Genomic DNA, 19,779 nt, shown 5'->3' on the forward strand with positions numbered 1-19,779 from the left:
CCGTGCCTGTCGTCCACGTCATGACCGGCCTCCCGGCCTCCGGGAAGACGACGGCCGCCCGTGCCCTGCAGGCGGCCGCCGAGGGGAACATGCGGCGCGTCAACCTCGACGACCTCCGCGCCATGCTCGACATCCCCTCGCCGGACCGGGAGCGGTCCCACCGGCACGAGCAGACCGTCCTCGGCATCCAGGACGCCGCCGTCCGCGCCGCCGTCGACGACGGCTTCGACGTCGTCGTCGACAACACCCATCTGACCCCGTACATCCCGAAGCGGCTGAAGGCCGCCGTGGGCGGTCTCGCCACCTTCGCCGTGCACGACTTCACCGACGTCCCGGTCGACGAGTGCGTCCGGCGGGACGCCGAGCGCGAGCGGCCGGTCGGCGAGGAGATCATCCGCATCCTCGCCGCGAAGCACGCCAAGGCCACCCGGGGCGGCTGGCGGCTCACCGCGGAGTGGCTCGGCGACCGCCCCGCCCTCGGTGCGCCCTACGTGCCCGACCCGAGCCTCCCCACCGCCGTCATGTGCGACATCGACGGCACCCTCGCCCTGCGCGTCGACCGCGGCCCGTACGACTTCACGCGCTGCGACCGCGACCTGCCCAACGCCTCCGTCCGGGACGCCCTGCGCGCCTTCCGGCAGGCCGAGGGGGACCGGATCGTCCTCCTGTCGGGCCGCAGCGAGGACCACCGCGAGATCACCGAGGCCTGGCTCGCCCGGCACGGGGTGCCGTACGACGAGCTCTGGATGCGGGCCTCGGGCGACGGCCGCGGCGACGACCTGGTGAAGGCAGAGCTGTTCGACGCCCATGTGCGCCACCGGTACGCCGTCCGCGTCTCGCTCGACGACCGCGACCGCGTCGTCGCGCTCTGGCGCCGGATGGGACTGCCCACCTGGCAGGTCGCCTACGGCGACTTCTGACCCGTACCGCACGGCCCCGGGGTGGGACCGCCCACCCCCGGGGCCGTGTCAGGATCGTGGGATGGGAGAAAAGATCATCGCGGCGTGCGACGGCGCGTCGAAGGGAAACCCCGGGCCCGCGGCCTGGGCATGGGTCATCGGCCGCGCCGACGGTGCGATCGACCGCTGGGAGGCCGGGCCGCTCGGTCGCGCGACCAACAACGTCGCCGAACTCACGGCTCTGGAGCGACTGCTGGAGACACTCGACCCGGCGACGCCGGTCGAGGTCCGCATGGACTCGCAGTACGCCATGAAGGCCGTGACGACCTGGCTCCCGGGCTGGCGACGGAAGGGCTGGAAGACCTCCTCGGGCAGCCCCGTGGCCAACAAGGACCTGGTCGTCCGGATCGACGCGCTCCTCACCGGCCGCTCGGTCGACTTCGTCTACGTGCCCGCGCACCAGGTCGACGGCGACCCCCTCAACGACGCGGCCGACCGCGCGGCCAGCCACACCGCACGCACCCAGGAGCCCGCGAGCTCGGCGGCCGGAGCCCCGCTGCCGCCCCCGGAGACCCCGACACGCGCCTCCGCGCCCCGCGCGCGCTCCTCAGCGCCGTCCGGCTCCGCCGGCGCCTCCGCGGCCGGTTCCGCCGCGGGCTCCGGCGGCGCTTCCGGCGCCCGCCGGACACGCTCCTCCGGTGCCACGCTGAAGGCGAGATTCCCGGGCCGCTGCCGCTGCGGCAAGGCCTACGACAAGGGCGAGACCATCGCGAAGAACCCCGACGGCTGGGGTCATCCCGCCTGCGTCTGACCCCCCCTCCGGACCCGGTGGCCGTCCGACTGGCGGGCGGCCCCGTCCGGTGCTTGAGACCGGCCCGCGCGGGCACGGGCCGGTCTTCACCCAGGCGTGTCACCGGGTTCGCCGGGGGTTCTGTTCTCCGAGCGCCTGTGGCTGCATACTGTCCTCCTCGCCACCGGTGACGAACCGTTTTACCTGCTCATTTGTCGCTCTCTGACGTGGTCGGCACCGGCGAGAACCTCCCTCCTGCTGCCGCCGCGGCGACCCCTCGGCGGAAGCTTTCCCTGCCCGTGAAAGACCCGAGGTTCCGTGCCAGTACCTGTTCTCCTGACCGGGCGCTCCGTGCGCCTGGAGCCGCTGGCGATGCGGCACGCCGAAGCCCTCGCCCGGGCCGGCGGGGCGGACCGATCGGCCTACGCCTTCACCCCCGTACCCGACGGCCTCGAATCGGCCCTCGACTACATCGCCCGTGCCCTGACAGATCAGGCGGCAGGACGATCCCTGCCCTTCGCTCTGGTCGCCACGGCCGACGAACGGGTCGTCGGCTCGACCCGGTTCCTCGAACTCGACTACTGGCGGGGGCCGCTGGTCTGGCCCCCCGTCCCCGGCATGCCCCACGGAGATCCGCTGACCTCCGTGCCGGACGCCGCCGAGATCGGCAACACCTGGATCGCGGGCGACGCCCGGGGGACCGGCATCAACACCGAGGCCAAGTACCTCATGCTCCGGCACGCCTTCGAAGCCTGGGGCGTACGGCGCATCACGATGCGCGCCGACGCCCGCAACACCCGCTCCAGAATCGCCATCGAGCGCCTCGGAGCGAGCTGCGAGGGGGTGCGCCGTGCCCACTCCCGCGGGCTCGACGGAGCCGTCCGCGACACGGCCTTCTACTCGATCCTCGACGAGGAGTGGCCGACCGTCCGCGACATCATCGAGCTCCGCCTCTCCACCCCCCGCCAGGTGCGCGTCCCGCAGGACCTGCTCCCGGCCTGAACCCCTCCACGACCGCCGCGACGGGGGCCCGGCTCCCCGTCGCGGCGGTCGGCCCCTCCGCGGCCCCCCGCTCCGGCGCCCGCCGGCAGACGCCCCCGCACGGGGCGACTGACCAGCGCGGATCCCTCCCCGGGACCCGCTGGGCCGCGTCCCGACCCGCCCGGTACCGTGAGCGCGACAGCCACCCGCGCCACCGAAGGGACCGAGCGATCGTGCCGACCGGAACCGCCGACGTACTCCTCCGCACGGAGGGCCGGGCCGGCTTCCTCACCCTGAACCGGCCCCGCGCGATCAACGCGCTCACCCACGCCATGGTCCTCGCCGCCGACGAGGCCCTGACCGCCTGGGAGCACGACCCGGCCGTCACCACCGTCGTCATCGAGGGCGCGGGAGAGCGCGGCCTCTGCGCCGGCGGCGACATCCGCGCCATCCACGACGACGCGCGCACCGGCGGCTCCGCCTCCGCCGCCTTCTGGCGCGACGAGTACCGGCTCAACGCCCGCATCGCCCGCTACCCCAAGCCGTACGTCGCCCTCATGGACGGCATCGTCATGGGCGGCGGCGTCGGCCTCTCCGCCCACGGCTCGGTCCGCGTCGTCACCGAACGCTCCCGCGTCGCCATGCCCGAGACCGGCATCGGCTTCGTCCCCGACGTCGGCGGCACCTACCTCCTGGGCCGCGCCCCCGGCGAACTCGGCACCCACCTGGCCCTCACGGGCGCCCCCGTCGGCGCCGCCGACGCGATCCTCACCGGTCTCGCCGACCACTTCGTCCCCTCCGCGGAACTTCCCTCCCTGGTCCGGGACCTGACCCGGCTCCCCGCCGACGAGGCCGTCGCCCGGCACGCCGGCGCCGCCCCGCCCGGCGTCCTCCCCGAACAACGCGAGTGGATCGACGCCTGCTACCCGGCCGAGACCGTCGAAGCCGTCGTGCGGCGCCTCCTCGACTCCGGCGTGCCCGCCGCCAAGGAGACGGCCACCACCCTCCTCGCGAAGTCCCCGACCGCCCTCAAGGCCACCCTGGCCACCCTGCGCCGCGCCCGGACCCTCGCGACCCTGGAAGAGGTCCTCGACCTGGAGTTCCGGGTCTCCTGCGGCTCCCTCACCGGCCCCGACCTCGTCGAGGGCATCCGCGCCCAGGTCGTCGACAAGGACCGGAACCCCCGCTGGACCCCGCCCACCCTCCCCGAGGTCACGGACGAGGAGGTCGACCGCCTCTTCGCCGAACCGGCCGGCGGGGACCTCGGCCTCGCCGCCGCCCGGCGGGGCGCCGCGGAGCGAGGACCGCGGGACCGCCCGTGACCACGACCGCCACCACCTCCTTCCAGCCCGTCCTCGACCGCATCGCGGAAGAGGTCGCCGCCCTCACCGACCGGGGCACCCCGGCCGACTACATCCCCGCGCTCGCCGCCGGCGACCCCACCGACTTCGGCATGGCCGTGGCCGGACTCGACGGCACCGTCCACGGGGTGGGCGACTGGCGTCGCCCCTTCTCCACCCAGTCCGTCACCAAGGTCTTCACCCTCGCGCTCGCCCTCGCCGGAGAGGGCGACGCGCTCTGGACCCACGTCGGCCGGGAACCCTCCGGCGACCCGTTCAACTCCCTGGTGCAGCTGGAGTACGAGAACGGCATCCCCCGCAACCCGTTCATCAACGCCGGCGCCCTCGTCGTCACCGACCGCCTGCACCGGCTGACCGGCGACGCCTCGGGCAGCCTCCTCGCCTTCCTGCGCGCCGAGAGCGGCAACCCGGGGCTGGCCTTCGACCCCGACGTGGCCGCGTCGGAGGCCGCCCACGGGGACCGGAACGCGGCCCTCGCCCACTTCATGGCCTCCTACGGCAACATCACGGGACCGGTGCCCGACCTGCTCGACGAGTACTTCCGCCAGTGCTCCCTCGAAGCGTCCTGCGCCGACCTGGCCCTGGCGACCGGCTTCCTGGCCCGCCACGGCGTGCGCTCCGACGGCACCCGGCTGCTGAGCCTCAGCCAGGCCAAGCAGGTCAACGCCGTCATGCTCACGTGCGGGACGTACGACGCCGCGGGCGAGTTCGCCTACCGGGTCGGCCTCCCGGGCAAGAGCGGGGTCGGCGGCGCGGTCGTCGCCGTCGTGCCCGGGCACTGCACCCTGTGCGTCTGGAGCCCCGGCCTCGACGCCCGGGGCAACTCGGTCGCCGGCGTGACCGCCCTCGACCGCTTCACGACCATCACCGGCCTGTCGGTCTTCTGACCCCGCGGCCCACCCCGCCCGCTCCCGGCCCGCTCCCCGCGGGCGCGGCCCGGATCCGCCCCGCGCCCCGCCGCCCCTCCGCGGCCCGGGAACGGGCATTTCCGCCGGTCGGGGTGGGCATGCTGCCGGGGTGTGCTGGACCGCCCGGACCGAGGAGGACCCGTATGACCGTCCCGACCCGTATCCGCACCTCCGCGAAGGCCGTCGTCCTCCACGAGGGATCGATCCTCCTCACCCGGAACCTCTGGAACGGCAGGGAGTGCCACTTCCTCCCCGGAGGCGGCCAGGAGACCGGCGAGGTGCTGCCCGACGCGCTCCGCCGGGAGGTCCTGGAGGAGACCGGACTGACCGTCGAGGTCGGCCCGCTGCTCTGGGTCCTGGAAGGCTGGACGGAGGACACCGCCGGCCTCGCCTCGGAGAACTTCCACCGGGTCGAGATCGTCTTCCTCTGCAGCGTGGAGGGCAGCGCCGAACTCGTCGGCGGCACCGAGCAGGACATCGACCAGATCGGCCTCGACTGGGTCCCCCTGGAGAGGATCGCCTCCCTCGGGACCCTGTCGCGCCGCTACCGCGACCATCTGACCCCCCTGACGACCGGCACCGTCCCCCGCGCCGCCTACCTGGAGCGCTGAGGGGCCTCCGGCCTGCGGGCCTCCACCAGGGTCCGCGCGGAGTGGGCCACGAACGGACCCTCCGCACGGATCAGCCCGTCGAGTTCACGCAGCCGGGGCAACCGCGACTCGACGGTGAACCCCGGCACGATCCAGACGACCTTGCGCAGGAACCACACGACCGCCCCGATGTCGTGGAACTCCATCCGCAGCCGCTCGGAGCGCAGACCGACGATCTCCAGACCGGCCTCGCGCGCCGCCGCGGCCTCGTCGTCCGGGTGCCGGTGCCGGGCCGCCTCGGGCTGCGGCCCCAGGAAGTACTCGACCAGCTCCCAGACGCTCGCGGGGCCCACGTGCTGGGCGAGGTAGGTGCCGCCGGGCCGGAGCACGCGGGCGATCTCCGCCCACCACACCGTGGCCGGGTGGCGGCTGGTCACCAGGTCGAACGCCGCGTCGGCGAAGGGCAGCGGCGGCTCGTCGGGATCGGCGACGACCACGGCTCCCCGCGGGTGCAGCAGCGCGGTCGCCCGGGCGAGGTTCGGCGGCCACGACTCGGTGGCCACCATCGTCCGCGGCAGCGCGGGAACACCGGCGAGGACCTCCCCGCCTCCCGTCTGGACGTCGAGGGCGGCCGAGGCACGGGCGAGCCGGTCGCCGAGCAGCCGGTGATAGCCCCAGGAGGGCCGCTGCTCCGTCGCCCGTCCGTCGAGCCAGGAGAAGTCCCAGCCGTCGACGGACGCCTCGGAGGCCTCCGCGACGAGTTCTTCGAAGGTACGTGTCATCCCCTCATCATCCGTGCGGGACGGCGGCACTGCCCCGGCGACCTGCCGGAACCCGCCCGAGGGAGGCGCCGCCGACGGCGTCAGCGGGCCGCCGGCCGCGCGGCCGCGTCCCACCCGTCCACCACTCCGGGGAGCTCCACCCGGGAACGGATGCCCAACCGGGCGAACACGCCGCGGAGATGGTGGTCCACGGTGCGGGGGCTGAGGCACAGGTGGTCGGCGACCTCCTGGTTGGTGGCGCCCCGCGCGACCAGGCGGACGATGCGCTGCTGCTGCGGGGTCAGCTCCCGGGGCGCACCGGGCCCCGCCGCCCCGCCCGAGGCGCCTCCCGTCGCCCGGAGTTCGGAGCGCGCGTGCGCGGCCCAGCCCTCCGCCGCCGCCCGCTCGAAGGTCACCAGGGCGTCCCGCAGCGGACCGCGCGCCTCCCCCGGCCGCCTCCGCCGCCTCAGCCACGCGCCGTACGCGAGCAGGGTGCGGGCCCGCTCGAAGTCGTTCCCGGAGCCGTCGTGGTGGCGCACCGCCTCGCGGAACCAGTACGCCGGAGCCTCGCCCTCGGCGAGCAGGGCACGGCAGCGCGCCGACTGCGCCCGCGCCGGCCCGTCGACGCCCAGGGCGGCCCAGGCCGCGTACTCCCCGGCCGCCTCCCGCGCCTCCACGACCCGGCCGGCCGCGACCCCGGCCTCCACGAAGCACGGGACCACCAGCATCCGCAGCGCGAAGTGACCGCCCCGGGGACCCGGCCGGACCAGCGGCACGAGCCGCGCGGCCGCCTGCGCCGCCAGACCCCGACCCAGTTCGTCCCGGGCCAGCGCCCACTCCGCGAGCGTCGCGGCCTGCACGAGGCCGTGCGGTCCCGCGGTCGCCAGCGCGCGCCCCGCGTGCTCCGCGACGGCGGGACCGTCGCCCTCCACGGACGCCACCAGCGCCAGGACGGCGTGCTGGTGGGCCGCCACGTTGTACTGCCCCGTCGACTCCGCCGTCCGCAGCCCCTCCCGCGCCGTGCGCGCGGCCCCGCCGTACCGCCCGGCCCGCAGTTCGGCGTAGGCGAGCTGTTCGAGCGCGTGCGGCAGCAGGGCGGTGCGGTGCTCCGCCCGCGCCCGGACCAGCGCCCGGGCGTGGATCCGGGCCGCCGCCGCGGTGTCGCCGATGACCAGCGCGGCCGACCCGGCCCGGAGCAGCAACCGGGGGTCGTCCGCGCCCCCGTCCCCCTCCACCACCCGGGTCAGGGCCGTGCGGGCCACGTCCAGACGTACGGTCAGCGCCGCGCTCAGCCCCTCGGCGAAGTCGCGTTCCAGCCCGCGCACCTCCTCCCCGCCGTCGAGGGCGGCCAGGCACGCCGCCACGTCGCCGCCCGCCCACGCCGCCTCCATCGCCAGGAACCGGGCGTCGGACGCCTCCACCGGCGCCCGCCCCCGCAGCAGCTCCGCCGCCTGGAGGAGCGCCTCGTGGGCGTGCATCACCGGGCCGCCGGCCAGGGCGGCGAGTCCCCGGACCAGTTGGGCACGGCCCCGGGCGAGCGGCGAGAGCCCGCGGACGCCCGCCGGCGGCCCCAGCCGATCGGCACGATGACCCGCGCCCCGCGCGAGCGCCGCTCCGACCGCCGTACGGTCCGCCGGAGGTGCCTGGCCCACCGCCGTACGGTCCGCCGGGTCCGACCCGTCCGCGGCGGGGCCGAGCGGTGCGGCGGAGGCCGGGTCCCCGGGCGGGCCGGGGACGCGGGGCCCCTCCCGCCAGGGCGTCCGCGCCGAGGCGAGCGCCGCGCGCCCGAGGAACGGGTCGTCGAAGCCGACCGCCCCGCCCCCGCGCCGGCACAGGAGTCCGTCCGCGACCAGTCCCTCCAAGGGCTCGGCCGGGGCGTTCCGCCCCCGCGCCCCGGTGGCCGCCGAACCGCCGTCCCCGCCGACGGCGGAGGCCGCCGAGCCCGCCCCGCCCGACCCGGTCCGGCCTGCCAGAGCCAGCACCGCGACCGTGCCGAGCAGCCGGCGGGACGCGGCGGGCAACCGCGCCAGGAGACTCCCGTACACCTCGACGAGCACCGAGTCGTCGACCGCGGGCCGCGGCAGGGGCAGCGCCCCCGTCAGCTGGGGCGGGGTCAGCCGGCGTACCGTCGCGGTCAGGACACCGGGATGCCCCGCCGCCTCGTCGAGCAGCCGCTCCCCGACCGGCCCCGCGGCGGCGCCCGGCGGGCACAGGTCGTCGAGCAGCGCCCGCGCCCCGGCCGCGGTCAGCCTGCCCAGCCGCACCGTCGCCGCCCCGGGCACCTCGGGGAGCCGGTGGTGGCGCGCGGCCGACACCAGCCACCCCGTCCGGGCCGGCCGGCCGCCGGACTCCTGCCAGGCGGCGGCCAGGGCGGCGCGGGAGTGCGCGTCCCACAGGTGGAGGTCGTCCAGGCAGATCAGGACGGCCGTCTCCCCGGCGACGAGGGCGGCGACGGCGCGGGCGAGTCCGCCCTCGCCCCGCGCGACCCGCAGCGCCCGGCGCCCGGCGGCCGGGGTGGGGGCCAGCGCCGCGAACAGCGCCCGCGCCGCGCTCCACGGGCCGCGGTGGTGGGGCGCGGCGACCCGGTGGGCCGTACCGGGAAAGTCGTGCGCCGCCCGCGAGAGGAGGGCGGTGCGCCCCTCGCCGGGGCTGCCCGTGACGAACAGGACGCCGCCGCGACCGGCCGCGACCCCGGCCGACAGGCGGGCCACGGCGGCGAGTTCGGCCGCTCGGTCGTACAGCCGCGGGCCGGCGGTGTGCGACGCTCCGCTCACGGCGGTCACGCTACCGACCCGTGGGGGACGGCGGAAGGCTCCCGGGTCTGGGCAGCGGCCCAGACCCGGGAACCGGGCTCTGTGACGGTGCATAGAGCGTCAGGAACCGAGCGGGCAGGTGCCCCGGTACTCGTCGATCGTCAGACTCGGCCGCGGCAGCGGGCACAGGAACTGCTCGTAGCGGGTGTCGTCGTCGATGAAGCGCTTCAGCCAGGACAGGCTGTACTTGGCGATCGTCGTGTTCGAGGAGTTGGGGGTGAAGTGCGTGGCGCCGTTGAGCTCCAGGTACGCCTTGTCGAGGGAGCCGGGCAGGCTCTCGTAGAACGGTTCGGAGTGGGTGGCGACGGGGGCGATCGTGTCGCCGTCGGCGCCGATGACCAGCGTGGGCGTGGTGATCTCGGGCCAGGTCTTGTCCGTGTTCCACGCGGTGAGCGGGACCGCCGCCTTGAGCGAGGGCCGGCTCTTGGCCGCTTCGAGGGTGCCGCCGCCCCCCATCGAGTGCCCCATCACACCGAGTCGGCCCGCGTCGACGCGGCCCCGTACCGCGCTGCGCTGGGTCAGGTAGTCGAGGGCGGCGAGGAGTTGCCGTCCGCGGCTGTCGGGCTGGTCGACCGTGGTGAGGGTGTCGATGGTGAAGACCACGAAGCCCTGCGAGGCCAGCCGCGGCCCGAGCCAGGCGATGGAGGACTGGTAGGCGGTGAACCCCGGCGAGATCACCACGGCGCCGAAGGTCCCGTCGCTCGTGGACGTCGGGTAGTAGACGGTTCCGCCGCCGAAGCCGCTGACCGCGAGCGAGGAGACGGAGGTCTCGCCGACGGCGTACGGGCCGCGCAGGGCCTCGACGCTGCTCTGGGTGGGGGCGGGACCGCGCTCGTACGGATGGGCGGCGGCGCCCGCGGGTGTGGAGCCGGCGGCCTGGGCGCCGGGGGCGAGCAGCAGGGTCAGGCAGGCGGCGGCCGTGGCCGCGCCGAGGTGTCGTGTCACGACGGAGTCGTCCTCTCGTGTCGTGGGGCGGCCGCCGCCCGAGCGTCTGGGCGGCGGCCGCGCCGTGATCTGGCCCGGCCACTGTCCGGGCGGCCCGCCCCGGAGGCATCGGCAGAACCACCGGCCTTCTCCGGACACGGCGGGCGGACCCCGCCCCCGTCCCGTAGCGCGCCCGAGGACGGGAGGACGTCGGGACGACGGGGAGCGGGGCGACGGGACGGTCGCCGGCCCTGACCTGCGGCCGCCGGCCCTATCCCCGCAGCCGGACCGTCACCGTCTTCGGGCGCTGGTACTCCTGGAGGGCCAGTGTGCTCAGGTCGGTGCCGTGGCCCGACGCGCCGCGTCCGCCGTGGGGGAGTTCCGCCGTCTGCACGAGGTGGCAGTTGACCCAGGTCTCGCCCGCGTCCAGGGCGGCGGTCAGCTCCAGACCGGCCGTCAGGTCGGTGGTCCACACGCTGGCCGCCAGTGCCTGCGGGACCCCGTTGGCCAGGGCCAGGGCGGCCGCGACCGACTCGGCCCGCTGCACGGTGAGGAGGGGGCCGAACACCTCCTCGGTGACCGCCGGGTCGTCGTCCGGGAGGTCGGCGAGCACCCGCGCCGGCCGCCAGTGCCCCGCCTCCTCGCCCGGCCCGGGCGCGATGCCCGCGGCCGCGTTCCGCTCGGCGCCGGACGCCGCGACGAGACGGTCGTACCGCTCCGCCTGCTCGGGGTTGTTGAGGGGGCCGAAGTCCCGGCCGGCCAGCCTCCCGCCCATCGCCGCCGTCAGGCCCTCGACGGCGGCCTCGTAGTTCTCCGCCAACGTGATGACCCGCGCCGGGGCCGCGCAGCTCTGCCCGGCGTTGTACGTGACGGCGTCGGCGAGCGACTCCCAGGTGTCGGCGGGCGCGTCCGGGAGGACGATCGCCGGCGCGTTCCCGCCCAGCTCCAGGCTCACCCGCCGGGTCCCGGCCCGGACCGCGACGTCGGCCCCCGCCCGGCCGCTGCCGGTGAACGCCACCATGTCCACCGCGGACTCGACGAGCAGCCTGCCCGTCTCCCGGTCGCCGGGGAGGTGGACGAGGACGTCGGGGCCCAGCGCGAGCGCGGCGTGCTCCGCGAGGAGCTCCAGGCCGTCCGGAGTCGTCTCGGCGGGCTTCGCCACCACCGTGTTCCCGGCCGCCAGCGCCGGTGCACCACGCCAGGCCGCCATCAGCAGCGGGTAGTTCCACGGCACGACCACGCCCACCACACCGACCGGCTCCCAGCGCACCCAGCTCTCGTGGCCGGCCACCAGCCGGCCCGCGGCCGGCGCGGTACGGGTCCGCGCGGCCGTCGCGAAGAACCGGAAGAGGTCCGCGACCTGCTCGATCTCGCCCGCCGTCTCCGCCTCCGGCTTGCCCGTCCCGGCCCCCTCGCGGACCGCGTACTCCGCCGCGTGCTCCTCGACCAGTCCCGCCAGCCGGTCCAGGCGCCGGCCCCGCTCCCTGGGGGTCAGGGCGCTCCAGCCGGGCAGGGCGGCCCGCGCGCCGGCCACCGCGGACCGGACTTCGGGCAGCCGGGAGAGGACCGCCGTCCCCCTCGGCGCCCCCGTGCGGGGGTCGGTCAGCGCGGTCACGGCGGCGGAGCCGGTCGCGTCGCGGGTCGTCCAGGCGTCGGTGGTCATATGGGGCCTCTCGTCCTTCGGGTGGTGCGGGTTCAGACGTCGTACGAGCGCAGCCAGAGCTCCAGGGTGAGCACCAGCCACAACTTGCCGCCCTGCCGCGGCAGCAGGGCGCCCTCGCCCCGCAGCCAGGCCCGGACGGTCTCCGGACGCAACAGCCCGCGCCGCCGGGACGTCGGCCCGAGGAGCAGGTCCTCGCCGAGCTCGCGGAGCGGACCCGTCAGCCACTGCTGCACCGGGACCCGCATGCCGCTCTTGGGCCGGTCGACCACGGTGCCCGGGAGCAGGTCCCGCACGGCTTCCTTGAGGATCCACTTCTCGGCCGTGCCGCGGAGCTTGAAGGACGGCGGGGTGGCGAAGGCGTGGTCGACGACCGCGCGGTCGAAGAGCGGGGAGCGGCCCTCCACCCCCTGGGAGGACGTCAGCCGCTCCACCTTGGTGAGGATGTGGTGGGCGCCCTTGGTCCGCAGGTTGCAGTGGAGCAGCTGGTTCAGGAGGTGCCCCATCCGGTACGGGCTGCCGCCCTCGGCCGTCAGGTAGGGCGCCACGTGCCGCTCCAGCGGAGGGGCGTCCCGCAGGGCGTCGAGCGCCGGAGCCGTCAGCAGCTCCGGCAGATCGGTCCAGCACTTGCGGTACGAGCGCAGGTACGCGGTCGCCCGGTCCTCGTCCCACGGCGCCCCGGGGGTCCGGTGCATCTCCTGGACCAGCATGGGCAGGTTCTTCGGCCCGCCGAAGACGGGGTCCCCGCCCTCGCCGTTGAGGACGACGGAGGCGCCGTCCGCGGCCACGGCCTCGGCGAGCATCAGGTTCGGCACGGTCAGCGGGTCGCCGACGGGGCTGTCGAGCAGCGCGGCGGCCTCGGCCAGGCGGGCGGCCACCGCCGCGCCCGAGACGTCCAGGACCCGGTGGCGGGTGCGGCAGTGCGCGGCCACCAGGCCCGAGTAGCCCAGCTCGTTGGGCAGGTCGTCGCCGAAGCTGATCGAGTAGGTGTGGACCGGGTGGCTGTGGAGCTTCGCCGCCAGGGCCGTGACCAGGGAGCTGTCGATGCCTCCCGAGAGGAGCACGGCGGCCGGCTCGGCGGCGGGCAGCCGGTTCGCCGTCGCCCGCTCCAGCAGGGCCCTGAGCTCCAGGACGTGGCCGGTCGGGTCCTCCGGGGGCGGCCCGTCGATCCGCTCCCGGGGCTCCCAGTGCACGGACTCGGTGGACGTCCCGTCCCGGTGCAGCCGCAGCACCCTGCCGGGCAGCACCTCCCGTACGCCGGTCAGCAGGGTCTCCTCGCCGGGCAGGTAGGCGAAGGTGAGGAACGAGCGCACCGCCGACAGGTTCATCGAGGTGCCCAGGGCCGGCCAGCGGCGCAGTGCGCGCAGCGAGGTGGAGGCCGTCCAGGTGTCGTCGGCCCGCGCGTAGAACAGGGTGCGGGCACCGACGTGGTCGCGGATCAGGACCAGGTCGGGGCCGTCGAGCACCGCGAGCGCGAACATGCCCTCGGCCAGCGCCACCCCCGCCTCGCCGAGCAGCGCCCAGCAGTGCAGCAGCAGTTCGGCGTCCGGGCAGTCGGGCGGCGGCGGGGCGGCCCGCTCCGCGAGGGCGGCGAGGAGCACCGGACGGTTGTGCAGGGTGACCTCGCCGACCGCGGTCCGCCCGTGAGCGGTGAACGGGCCCTCGGCACGGCCGTGTTCACCGGGGAGCAGCGCGAGCTCGGCGCCGGGGACGCCGACCGGTATCCGGCCGGGCCCCGGGCCGCCCATCGCGTCGAGGTGGGCGCGGGCCCGCCCGGTGGTGGGGGCGAGGCAGGCGCACAGACGTGCCACGAACTGCTCCTTCGGAAGGTGTCACCGGTGGTGCGGGGGACGGCGGGGGCGGACGGGCCCCGAGCCGACGGCGCGGGTGCGGCGGGCGGGGCCTCGGGTGCGGGGCCGTGACCGCGCCGGGGCCCTCGCGGTCCCCGGCGGCGGACGTGCGGGGCGCCGCGGCCCGGGCCGGCCGGGCCGTATCGGTCAGCCGAAGTCGTCGTCGTTCCAGGCGTCCCCGTCGCCGTCCCAGTCGGAGTCCCAGTCGTTCCCGTCCCCGGAGTCGTCGGACCCCGCGTCGGAGGATCCGCCGCCCCCGTCGCCCCCGCCGCCGGACTGCTGGGCCTGTGCCTGCTGCTGCCGCAGCTCCTCCTCCTGCTCGGGGGAGAGGCTCAGCGGCGGGAGCTGGGCGGCGGTCACGGCGAGGGAGGCCACTCCGAGCCCGGCGAGCACGACTCCCATCCGGCCGCCGAAGGAGCTCCGGTTGACCAGGAGCCGCTCGCCGCGGCCCCAGAGCGTCCGGCCGTAGCCGATGTCCCGCGCGTAGGTGACGGTGCCGTCGGCGAGGCTGCGCTTGATGATGCGGTCGCCGAGCAGCTCGTCGGTGCCGGAGCCGCCGCGGTCGTCGTGCCAGTCCACGACGTGCGGTCGACCGGGGGCGCGTCGCCGCCACTCCTCCAGGCCGTCCTCGTAGCGGCGGTGGACGGTGCCGTCGGCGAGCAGTTCGTCCGCGTAGCCGATCTCTTCGGGACGGTTCATGGTGTGCGTACCTCGGGTCGGTGGGAGGGGGCGCCGGGACGGGTCACGCGGCGGGCCAGGTCATGAAGCCGGTTCCGCGCAGTCCGCGCAGGCCGCTCCAGAGGGAGTCGCGGGGCGGGCGAGGTCCGCGGGTCAGACGGAGCGCCGTGCGCACCAGGCGGCCCGGGGGCACGGCCGCCAGCTCGGCGAACCGGCCGCCGGCCAGCCAGTCGGCCTCCCGTGTCCGCAGCGCCGCGGGCAGGGCGGCCAGTTCGGCCGGACCGGGCGCGGGACCGCGGCCGGCGGGCAGCCGCAGGGCGGCCGCGTGACGCGGCACCAGCCCGAGGGACACCACCCGCACGCCGGGTGCCGGGCCCAGGCCGGAGCGCACCCGGGCGGGGAGTGCGACACCGGCCGCGCCTGCGTCGTGCAGGACGTACACGGTGGCGCCTTCGGCCCGCCGCAGGGCGGCGAGCAGCCGGGGATCGAGCGGAAGCGCGTCCGCCGCGGCGAACACCGGGCAGGCCGCCTCCAGATGGACGTGGTTGGCGAGCAGCATCCCGGCGATCGAGCGGTCCTGGCAGAGCAGCAGCCGGGGCAGTCCGTAGTCGTAGAGGTCGGGCTCCGCGGCCCCCGGCCCCTCCGGATGTCCGGCCGGATCCGTCGCGGGGTCGGGCCGGAGCCGGGGGACCGGCGGGGACGGGAGGAGCCCCGGCACGTTCTCCCGCCCGTACGCCTCCAGGGCACGGGTGAAGACGGGCAGCCGCAGCACCGGGGCGGGCGTCCCGGGGAGCCGCCGCAGGAGCGCCTCGCCGGGGCTCAGGACGCGGCAGGTCTCGTAGTACAGCTGGCGCTCGGTGAAGCGCAGCCCGCCGGGCGCCGCGGCGCGGGCCGCGGCCGCGGCGATCGCCCGGCCGGTCAGCCCGTCCACGGTCCGGGCGATCGGCCCCCGGGCGGTGCGCGGGGTCGGAAGGGGGCGCTTGCTCATCCGGAGGTGGCTTCCTTCGTGGAGGACGGGTCGTCGGTCCCGGTCGGCGCCCCGGCCGGCCAGGTGAGGAACCCGTCGGTGGAGCGGAGTGCGGCGGGCCGGGCGGTGAGCGCCCGTGCCACGGCCGCGGTGACCGCCGATTCCAGGCGGAGCGGCGGGACCGCGGCGAGCGGGCTCCAGAGGCCGTCCGCCAGCCACGCGGCGTCCGCCTCCGGCAGACCGGCGACGGCGCGGAGGTCAGCGGCGTCCACGGACGTGCCCGACACCCGGTGGACCGCGCCCTTGCGGGTCCGGACCGCGGCGACGGGGAGACCCGCGTCCACCACGACCCCGCCCGGCCGGGCGAGGCGGAGCAGCGGGGCGAGCAGTGCCCCGAGGGCGCTCGCGTCGTGCAGCACGACCACGGGGAGCCCGGCCGGCACGTCCGCGAGGGACTCGTGCGCGATGTTCGGCGGGGACTCGACCAGCCGTATCCGCAGTCTCGCCGGCAGGTCGTTGGCCCGGAGGAACACCGCGACCGCGTGATCGGTGCAGAGGAGGACGGCCCGGGGCCGTCCGGTGGCGGACGCGCGGGATTCGGTCGCCCGGGGGCCGTCGTCGACCACGCCCGGCGGCAGTTCCCCGTACGTGCGCTGCCAGGGGCCGGTCATGAGCTGCCGGAAGACGGACTCCGTGGGGGAGACGCTCCACCAGGCCGCGCTCGCCGGCCGGTGGCGCAGGGACGAGGCCACCACCACGGCGATCACGGTGGCGGTGACGCCGAGGGCCGCCGCCCAGCCCTGGACGAGCAGGCCGACGCCGAGGGCCGACAGGGCCACGCCCAGGGCGACCGCCCAGCGGACGCCGGGCCGGATCCCGCGCGCGGGTTGCGCGGCCCAGACGGCGGAGGACGTCCGGCAGAGGTACCAGAGCTGGGTGACGGTCACCTTCAGCCGGCCGCCGTCGGTGGCCTGTTCGGCGATCCGCCGGATCCGCAGGTCGTGCATGCCCCGGCCGTGGACCCTCGGATCGAGCGCGAACGGACGACGGCAGCGGGCGCACTGCTGGCCGGTCCGCTCCCGGGCGGTCAGCCGCTCGGCGCAGTGCGGGCAGATCACCGGCCACCCACCGGATCCGGCCCGGCCGCCTCGGGCCAGGTGAGGAAGCCGAGTTCGGCGGCGCGCCGCCGCTCGGGGTCGGTCCCGCGCCCCACCCGTTCGGCGACCCGGTCGACGACCGCGAGCAGCCGGGCCGGCGGCAGCCCGACGAGCGGAAACCGCCAGCCCTGCCCGAGCCACTTCAGGTCCTCGGGGGAGTGGCCGCCCTGCTCGGCGAGGAACCGCAGGTCCGCCGGGCGCGGCTTGCGCCGCGGGTCCCGGTACGGAACGGCCGAGGGCAGGGCCCGTACGGTCCGCAGCGGGGGCCCCGCGTCGAGGACGGTCCGGCCCGGCAGGGCCTCGCGGAGGCGGGGGACGAGGAGTTCGCCGTCCGCGTCGGTGTCGTGGAGCGCGAGGACCGGCCCGTTCGACGGCGCCGCCACGGCCTCGGCGACGCTCCGGACCACGGCGAGGCCGTGGCGGGCGGGCAGTCCGTCGGCGACGAGGAAGGCGATGACGGCGGGGTCGGGGCAGACCAGGACCGCGGTCGTCCCGGCCGTGTCCGGCGGGCCGCCGGCGGGACGCGCGGGGTCGAGCACACCGGGCGGCAGCGCCCGGTACACCGACCGCCACGGGGAGAGCACCTGCGTCGCGAAGGACTCCCGGGGGACCGGCGGCAGGCCCCGGCCCGCGCCGAGGGCCCGGGCCGCGGCGACGCCGAGGCCGACGAGGAGCAGCGCGGCGGAGCCGATCAGCAGGAACGGCTCCTCGGCGAAGAAGGCGATGACGGTGACGAACCCGGCGACCAGGAACGCCGTGCCCATGCAGCCCTCCCCGTACTCGGTGCCCCGGAGGCGCTTGCGGGAGAGCGCGTACCAGAGCTGGTCGGGCACGATCCCGATGCGTCCGCCGTCGGTGAGGGCGGTGGCGACGCGGCGGACCCGGAGGTCGTTGAGCCGGAGCGGGTTGGTCTTGGGGTCCAGCGCGTAGGCGCGTCCGCAGTGGCCGCAGCGGTTTCCGGGACGCTCCTTGCGGAGCAGGTTGCGCTCGCAGTGCGGGCAGATCACCGGGGCACCTCCAGGGCGGTCGCGACCCGGCGCAGCCGGGCGGCCAGCCGCTCGCGGACCGTGGTGGCGGCGATGCCGTGGATCCGCTGGGCGCGCTCGATGTCGCGGAGTTCGGCCGCCAGGGCCCGGTAGTCGGTGAGGAGGTCCGCGGCCAGCGCCGTCCCGCCGCCGGCGGGGGAGCCGGCGGTCGCCGCCGCCCGCCGCTCCGCCTCGTCCGCCGTGATCGCGTAGTCCTCGTGGTCGATGCCGTAGCCGGTGTTCGCCGCGAGGATCGTCAGCGGGGAGTCGCCGCGGTTGGCGAACGAGTGCGGCATCATCTCCGGGATCCGGATCAGCATGCCGGGTGCGAGCGGGACGTCGGCGACCCGCCCGCGGGTCTCGTCGTACAGCCCGCAGGAGGCGTGGCCCAGGCTCAGGACGAAGTGCTCACCGCCGTGCGCGTGCGGGGTGAAGGCGCTGCGCGGGCCCACCACGCCGAGCTTCACGGTGGCGTTCGACGGGCGCTCCGGCGAGGTGGCCGCGTCCCCGACCAGGTAGTGGGCGAACTGCCCGTCGTCGATGAACCGCAGGAACTCCCGCTCGGGTCCGAGCTCCCGGCTGCCGTCCCGGTCGGCGAGCAGGATGCCGCCGTCCGGACGCAGGTGGTACAGCTCCACTCCGCCGGGCAGGTCCCGCGGAACCCGGCCCGGTTCGTCCGGTATCCGGTCCTGTGCTCGTGCCGGTCGTACGCGTCGTGCCGCCATCGCGCCTCCCCCTGACGCCCGTTGTGCGTGCTCTCGCACCACCGCCGATGGTAGATCGTCGGCTGCCGACAGCGGGAGTCCCCCGGGCGGCCCCGAGGCTGCCCCGGGGTGAACGGCCCTCTTCGGGCCGGGTCCCCCGGTCCTGCTCAGCCCCGCAGGTCCGCCGTCGCCGCGGGCTCGCCGAGCGCCCCGGCCGCCGTACGCCAGGCCGCCGTGACGGCCCCGTGGGCCAGCTGCGTCGCGGTCGTCACGTCGGAGGGCAGCCGCAGCGGCGCACCGATGTGGACGTGCAGGCACGGCCGACGGACCGGCGCGGTGAGCACCCCGGCGATCTGCTTCACCCGCCCGCCCGAGGTGATGCGCCGGGCCCCCGCCTGCCCGATCGGCACGATCGGGCGCCCGGTCGCCCCGGCGAGCCGGGCCAGACCGGTACGGAAGGCCTCCGGCGGGTTCTCGCCGGAGTCCGGCCGCGTCGGGATGCGGCCCTCGGCGTACAGCATCACGTGCCGTCCCGAGGCGAGCGCCACCGCCGCGTGGTCGAGCGCCGCGGCGGCGTGGGCCGAGCCGCGGTGGACCGGCACGTACCCCTCGCGGGTCAGGGCCCGGCCGAGCAGCGGGATCCGCCACAGCCCGGCGGTGGCGAGCAGCACCGGCTCGACGGCGAGCCGCTTGCGGAGCGCCGCCAGGACGAGCGCCGGGTCGGCCGTCGAGGTGTGGTTCACGACCAGGATGCTGCCCGGTTCGAGGCGGGCCGCGGGGTCGGCGGTGACGGTCAGTCGGCCGAAGAACGGGACGACGTGGGCGGCGAGACGGCTGAGCACGAGGGGCCCCCTGGCTCCGAGGACGGGCTGACCCGCTCATCGTGCGAGAACGGCCCGGCCCCCGCATGAGCACGCGTACTCAGCTCCCGTACTCGGTCGGCACGGAGGGCGGGCGCGCCGGCGCTCGCCCACGCGGGGCGGGCCGGACCTGCCGTCGAACCCCTCGTGGTCCGGGCGGACGGCCGGGCGACGACAGGGGCTAGGCTGAGGCTCGGGAATCCGGCGCCTTCGACGGGCCGTGGGAGGGGAGGGGCGCGGTGGGTCGTTCGACGCGGCAACTCGTCGCCCTGCTGCCCGCGATGCTCTGCGCCGTCTGGTCCCTCCTCGTCCTCCCGGCGGCGACGCCGACCGGCCACCCGGCCGCGGCCGGCCACCTGCCGGCCGGGACGTCGGTCTCTGGCCCGGCCGGGACACCGGTCTCCGCGCTGGCTGGGACGTCGGTCTCTGCGCCGGCTGGCACGCCGGTCTCCGCGCCGGCCGGAACGCTGGTCTCCGCCCCGGCCCACGGCGCCGGCGCCGGCGCCCGCGCCTCCGCTCCCGAGCCGCACTTCGCGCCCACCGCCGTCGTACGCCTCCCCGCCGCCGTCGAGAACCCCGTACGGATGCCCGTCACGCCCCCGGGCGCGGCCGCCGTACCGCTCGACCTCTCCCTCCCGGCCCGCGGCGTCCTCGCCGGCGACCCCCGCCGCGAGCGCGCACCGCCCGGCGCGGCCCACGACCCGCGGGCCCCGCGCGGCCCTCCCTCCACCCGGCACAGCTGACGTTCCCCGCGTCGCCGTCCGGGCCCTCGGCATGCCCCGGACCGGTCCACGACGCGCATCCACCCACACGTCCGGCACGGCCGGCGCGCGCTCCGCCCCGCCGCGGGC

18 protein-coding genes are annotated in these 19,779 nt (G+C 76.7%); 7 read left to right on the forward strand and 11 right to left on the reverse strand.

The genetic code is table 11. The features are described from left to right. The first annotated feature begins 2 nt into the window (after positions 1-2). The 6 genes from ACY0MR_RS33295 (at position 3) to ACY0MR_RS33320 (ending at position 5,550) form a co-directional block, all read left to right on the forward strand. A complete protein-coding gene (locus tag ACY0MR_RS33295; protein ID WP_388797298.1) occupies positions 3-920 on the forward strand; it encodes a phosphatase domain-containing protein in 918 nt (305 codons plus the stop codon). Positions 921-981: 61 nt separating this feature from the next. Then, positions 982-1,710 (forward strand): ribonuclease H family protein, encoded by a 729-nt coding sequence (locus ACY0MR_RS33300; protein WP_392865970.1) that lies wholly within the window; start codon positions 982-984, stop codon positions 1,708-1,710. A 297-nt stretch (positions 1,711-2,007) separates the two neighbouring features. Continuing rightward, positions 2,008-2,691, forward strand: coding sequence for a GNAT family N-acetyltransferase (locus ACY0MR_RS33305; protein ID WP_392044331.1), 684 nt, complete (start codon positions 2,008-2,010; stop codon positions 2,689-2,691). 212 nt (positions 2,692-2,903) lie between these two features. Then, a complete protein-coding gene (locus ACY0MR_RS33310; RefSeq protein WP_404085040.1) occupies positions 2,904-3,992 on the forward strand; it encodes an enoyl-CoA hydratase/isomerase family protein in 1,089 nt (362 codons plus the stop codon). After that, complete coding sequence (locus ACY0MR_RS33315; RefSeq protein WP_473557153.1) at positions 3,989-4,918, forward strand: glutaminase; 930 nt, start codon at positions 3,989-3,991, stop codon at positions 4,916-4,918. Before ACY0MR_RS33310 ends, ACY0MR_RS33315 begins: the two co-directional genes overlap by 4 nt. A 164-nt stretch (positions 4,919-5,082) precedes the next feature. Next, a complete protein-coding gene (locus ACY0MR_RS33320) occupies positions 5,083-5,550 on the forward strand; it encodes an NUDIX domain-containing protein (RefSeq protein ID WP_388797313.1) in 468 nt (155 codons plus the stop codon). Here the strand turns inward: ACY0MR_RS33320 and ACY0MR_RS33325 are convergent. The 11 genes from ACY0MR_RS33325 to ACY0MR_RS33375 form a co-directional block, all read right to left on the reverse strand. Next, positions 5,535-6,311 (reverse strand): class I SAM-dependent methyltransferase, encoded by a 777-nt coding sequence (locus ACY0MR_RS33325; RefSeq protein WP_388797316.1) that lies wholly within the window; start codon positions 6,309-6,311, stop codon positions 5,535-5,537. The two genes, ACY0MR_RS33320 and ACY0MR_RS33325, sit on opposite strands and share 16 nt — an antisense overlap. 80 nt (positions 6,312-6,391) lie before the next feature. Beyond that, positions 6,392-9,064, reverse strand: a complete 2,673-nt coding sequence (locus ACY0MR_RS33330; protein WP_473557155.1) for a helix-turn-helix transcriptional regulator — start codon at positions 9,062-9,064, stop codon at positions 6,392-6,394. Positions 9,065-9,163: 99 nt separating this feature from the next. Then, a complete protein-coding gene (gene bdeA, locus ACY0MR_RS33335; protein ID WP_473557158.1) occupies positions 9,164-10,048 on the reverse strand; it encodes a bis(hydroxyethyl) terephthalate hydrolase in 885 nt (294 codons plus the stop codon). Between the two features lie 250 nt (positions 10,049-10,298). Beyond that, positions 10,299-11,690 carry an aldehyde dehydrogenase family protein gene (locus ACY0MR_RS33340; RefSeq protein WP_473557159.1) on the reverse strand — a complete coding sequence of 464 codons (1,392 nt, stop codon included), beginning with the start codon at positions 11,688-11,690 and terminating at the stop codon, positions 10,299-10,301. 32 nt (positions 11,691-11,722) lie between these two features. Next, on the reverse strand, positions 11,723-13,498 hold the full coding sequence (locus ACY0MR_RS33345) for an asparagine synthetase B family protein (RefSeq protein ID WP_473557161.1): 1,776 nt from the start codon (positions 13,496-13,498) through the stop codon (positions 11,723-11,725). A gap of 186 nt (positions 13,499-13,684) precedes the next feature. Then, the gene (locus ACY0MR_RS33350) at positions 13,685-14,236 is read right to left on the reverse strand and encodes a hypothetical protein (RefSeq protein WP_361861832.1); all 552 of its coding nucleotides are present in this window, start codon (positions 14,234-14,236) and stop codon (positions 13,685-13,687) included. A gap of 43 nt (positions 14,237-14,279) precedes the next feature. Further along, positions 14,280-15,203 (reverse strand): hypothetical protein, encoded by a 924-nt coding sequence (locus ACY0MR_RS33355; RefSeq protein ID WP_388797331.1) that lies wholly within the window; start codon positions 15,201-15,203, stop codon positions 14,280-14,282. Continuing rightward, positions 15,200-16,300 carry a hypothetical protein gene (locus ACY0MR_RS33360; protein ID WP_473557164.1) on the reverse strand — a complete coding sequence of 367 codons (1,101 nt, stop codon included), beginning with the start codon at positions 16,298-16,300 and terminating at the stop codon, positions 15,200-15,202. Before ACY0MR_RS33360 ends, ACY0MR_RS33355 begins: the two co-directional genes overlap by 4 nt. After that, positions 16,297-17,346: a hypothetical protein gene (locus ACY0MR_RS33365; protein ID WP_473557166.1), complete on the reverse strand. Its 1,050-nt coding sequence runs from the start codon at positions 17,344-17,346 to the stop codon at positions 16,297-16,299. Before ACY0MR_RS33365 ends, ACY0MR_RS33360 begins: the two co-directional genes overlap by 4 nt. After that, on the reverse strand, positions 17,343-18,089 hold the full coding sequence (locus tag ACY0MR_RS33370) for a cupin domain-containing protein (protein WP_392044356.1): 747 nt from the start codon (positions 18,087-18,089) through the stop codon (positions 17,343-17,345). Before ACY0MR_RS33370 ends, ACY0MR_RS33365 begins: the two co-directional genes overlap by 4 nt. A 146-nt stretch (positions 18,090-18,235) precedes the next feature. Continuing rightward, entirely contained in the window at positions 18,236-18,910 is a 675-nt protein-coding gene (locus ACY0MR_RS33375) for a lysophospholipid acyltransferase family protein (protein ID WP_388797342.1), read from the reverse strand. A 257-nt stretch (positions 18,911-19,167) separates the two neighbouring features. On the opposite strand from ACY0MR_RS33375, the gene ACY0MR_RS33380 reads away from it, so the two are divergent. Then, positions 19,168-19,671 (forward strand): hypothetical protein, encoded by a 504-nt coding sequence (locus tag ACY0MR_RS33380; protein WP_473557170.1) that lies wholly within the window; start codon positions 19,168-19,170, stop codon positions 19,669-19,671. The last annotated feature ends 108 nt before the right edge of the window (positions 19,672-19,779 follow it).

The organism is Streptomyces sp. JN8 (assembly GCF_055808075.1).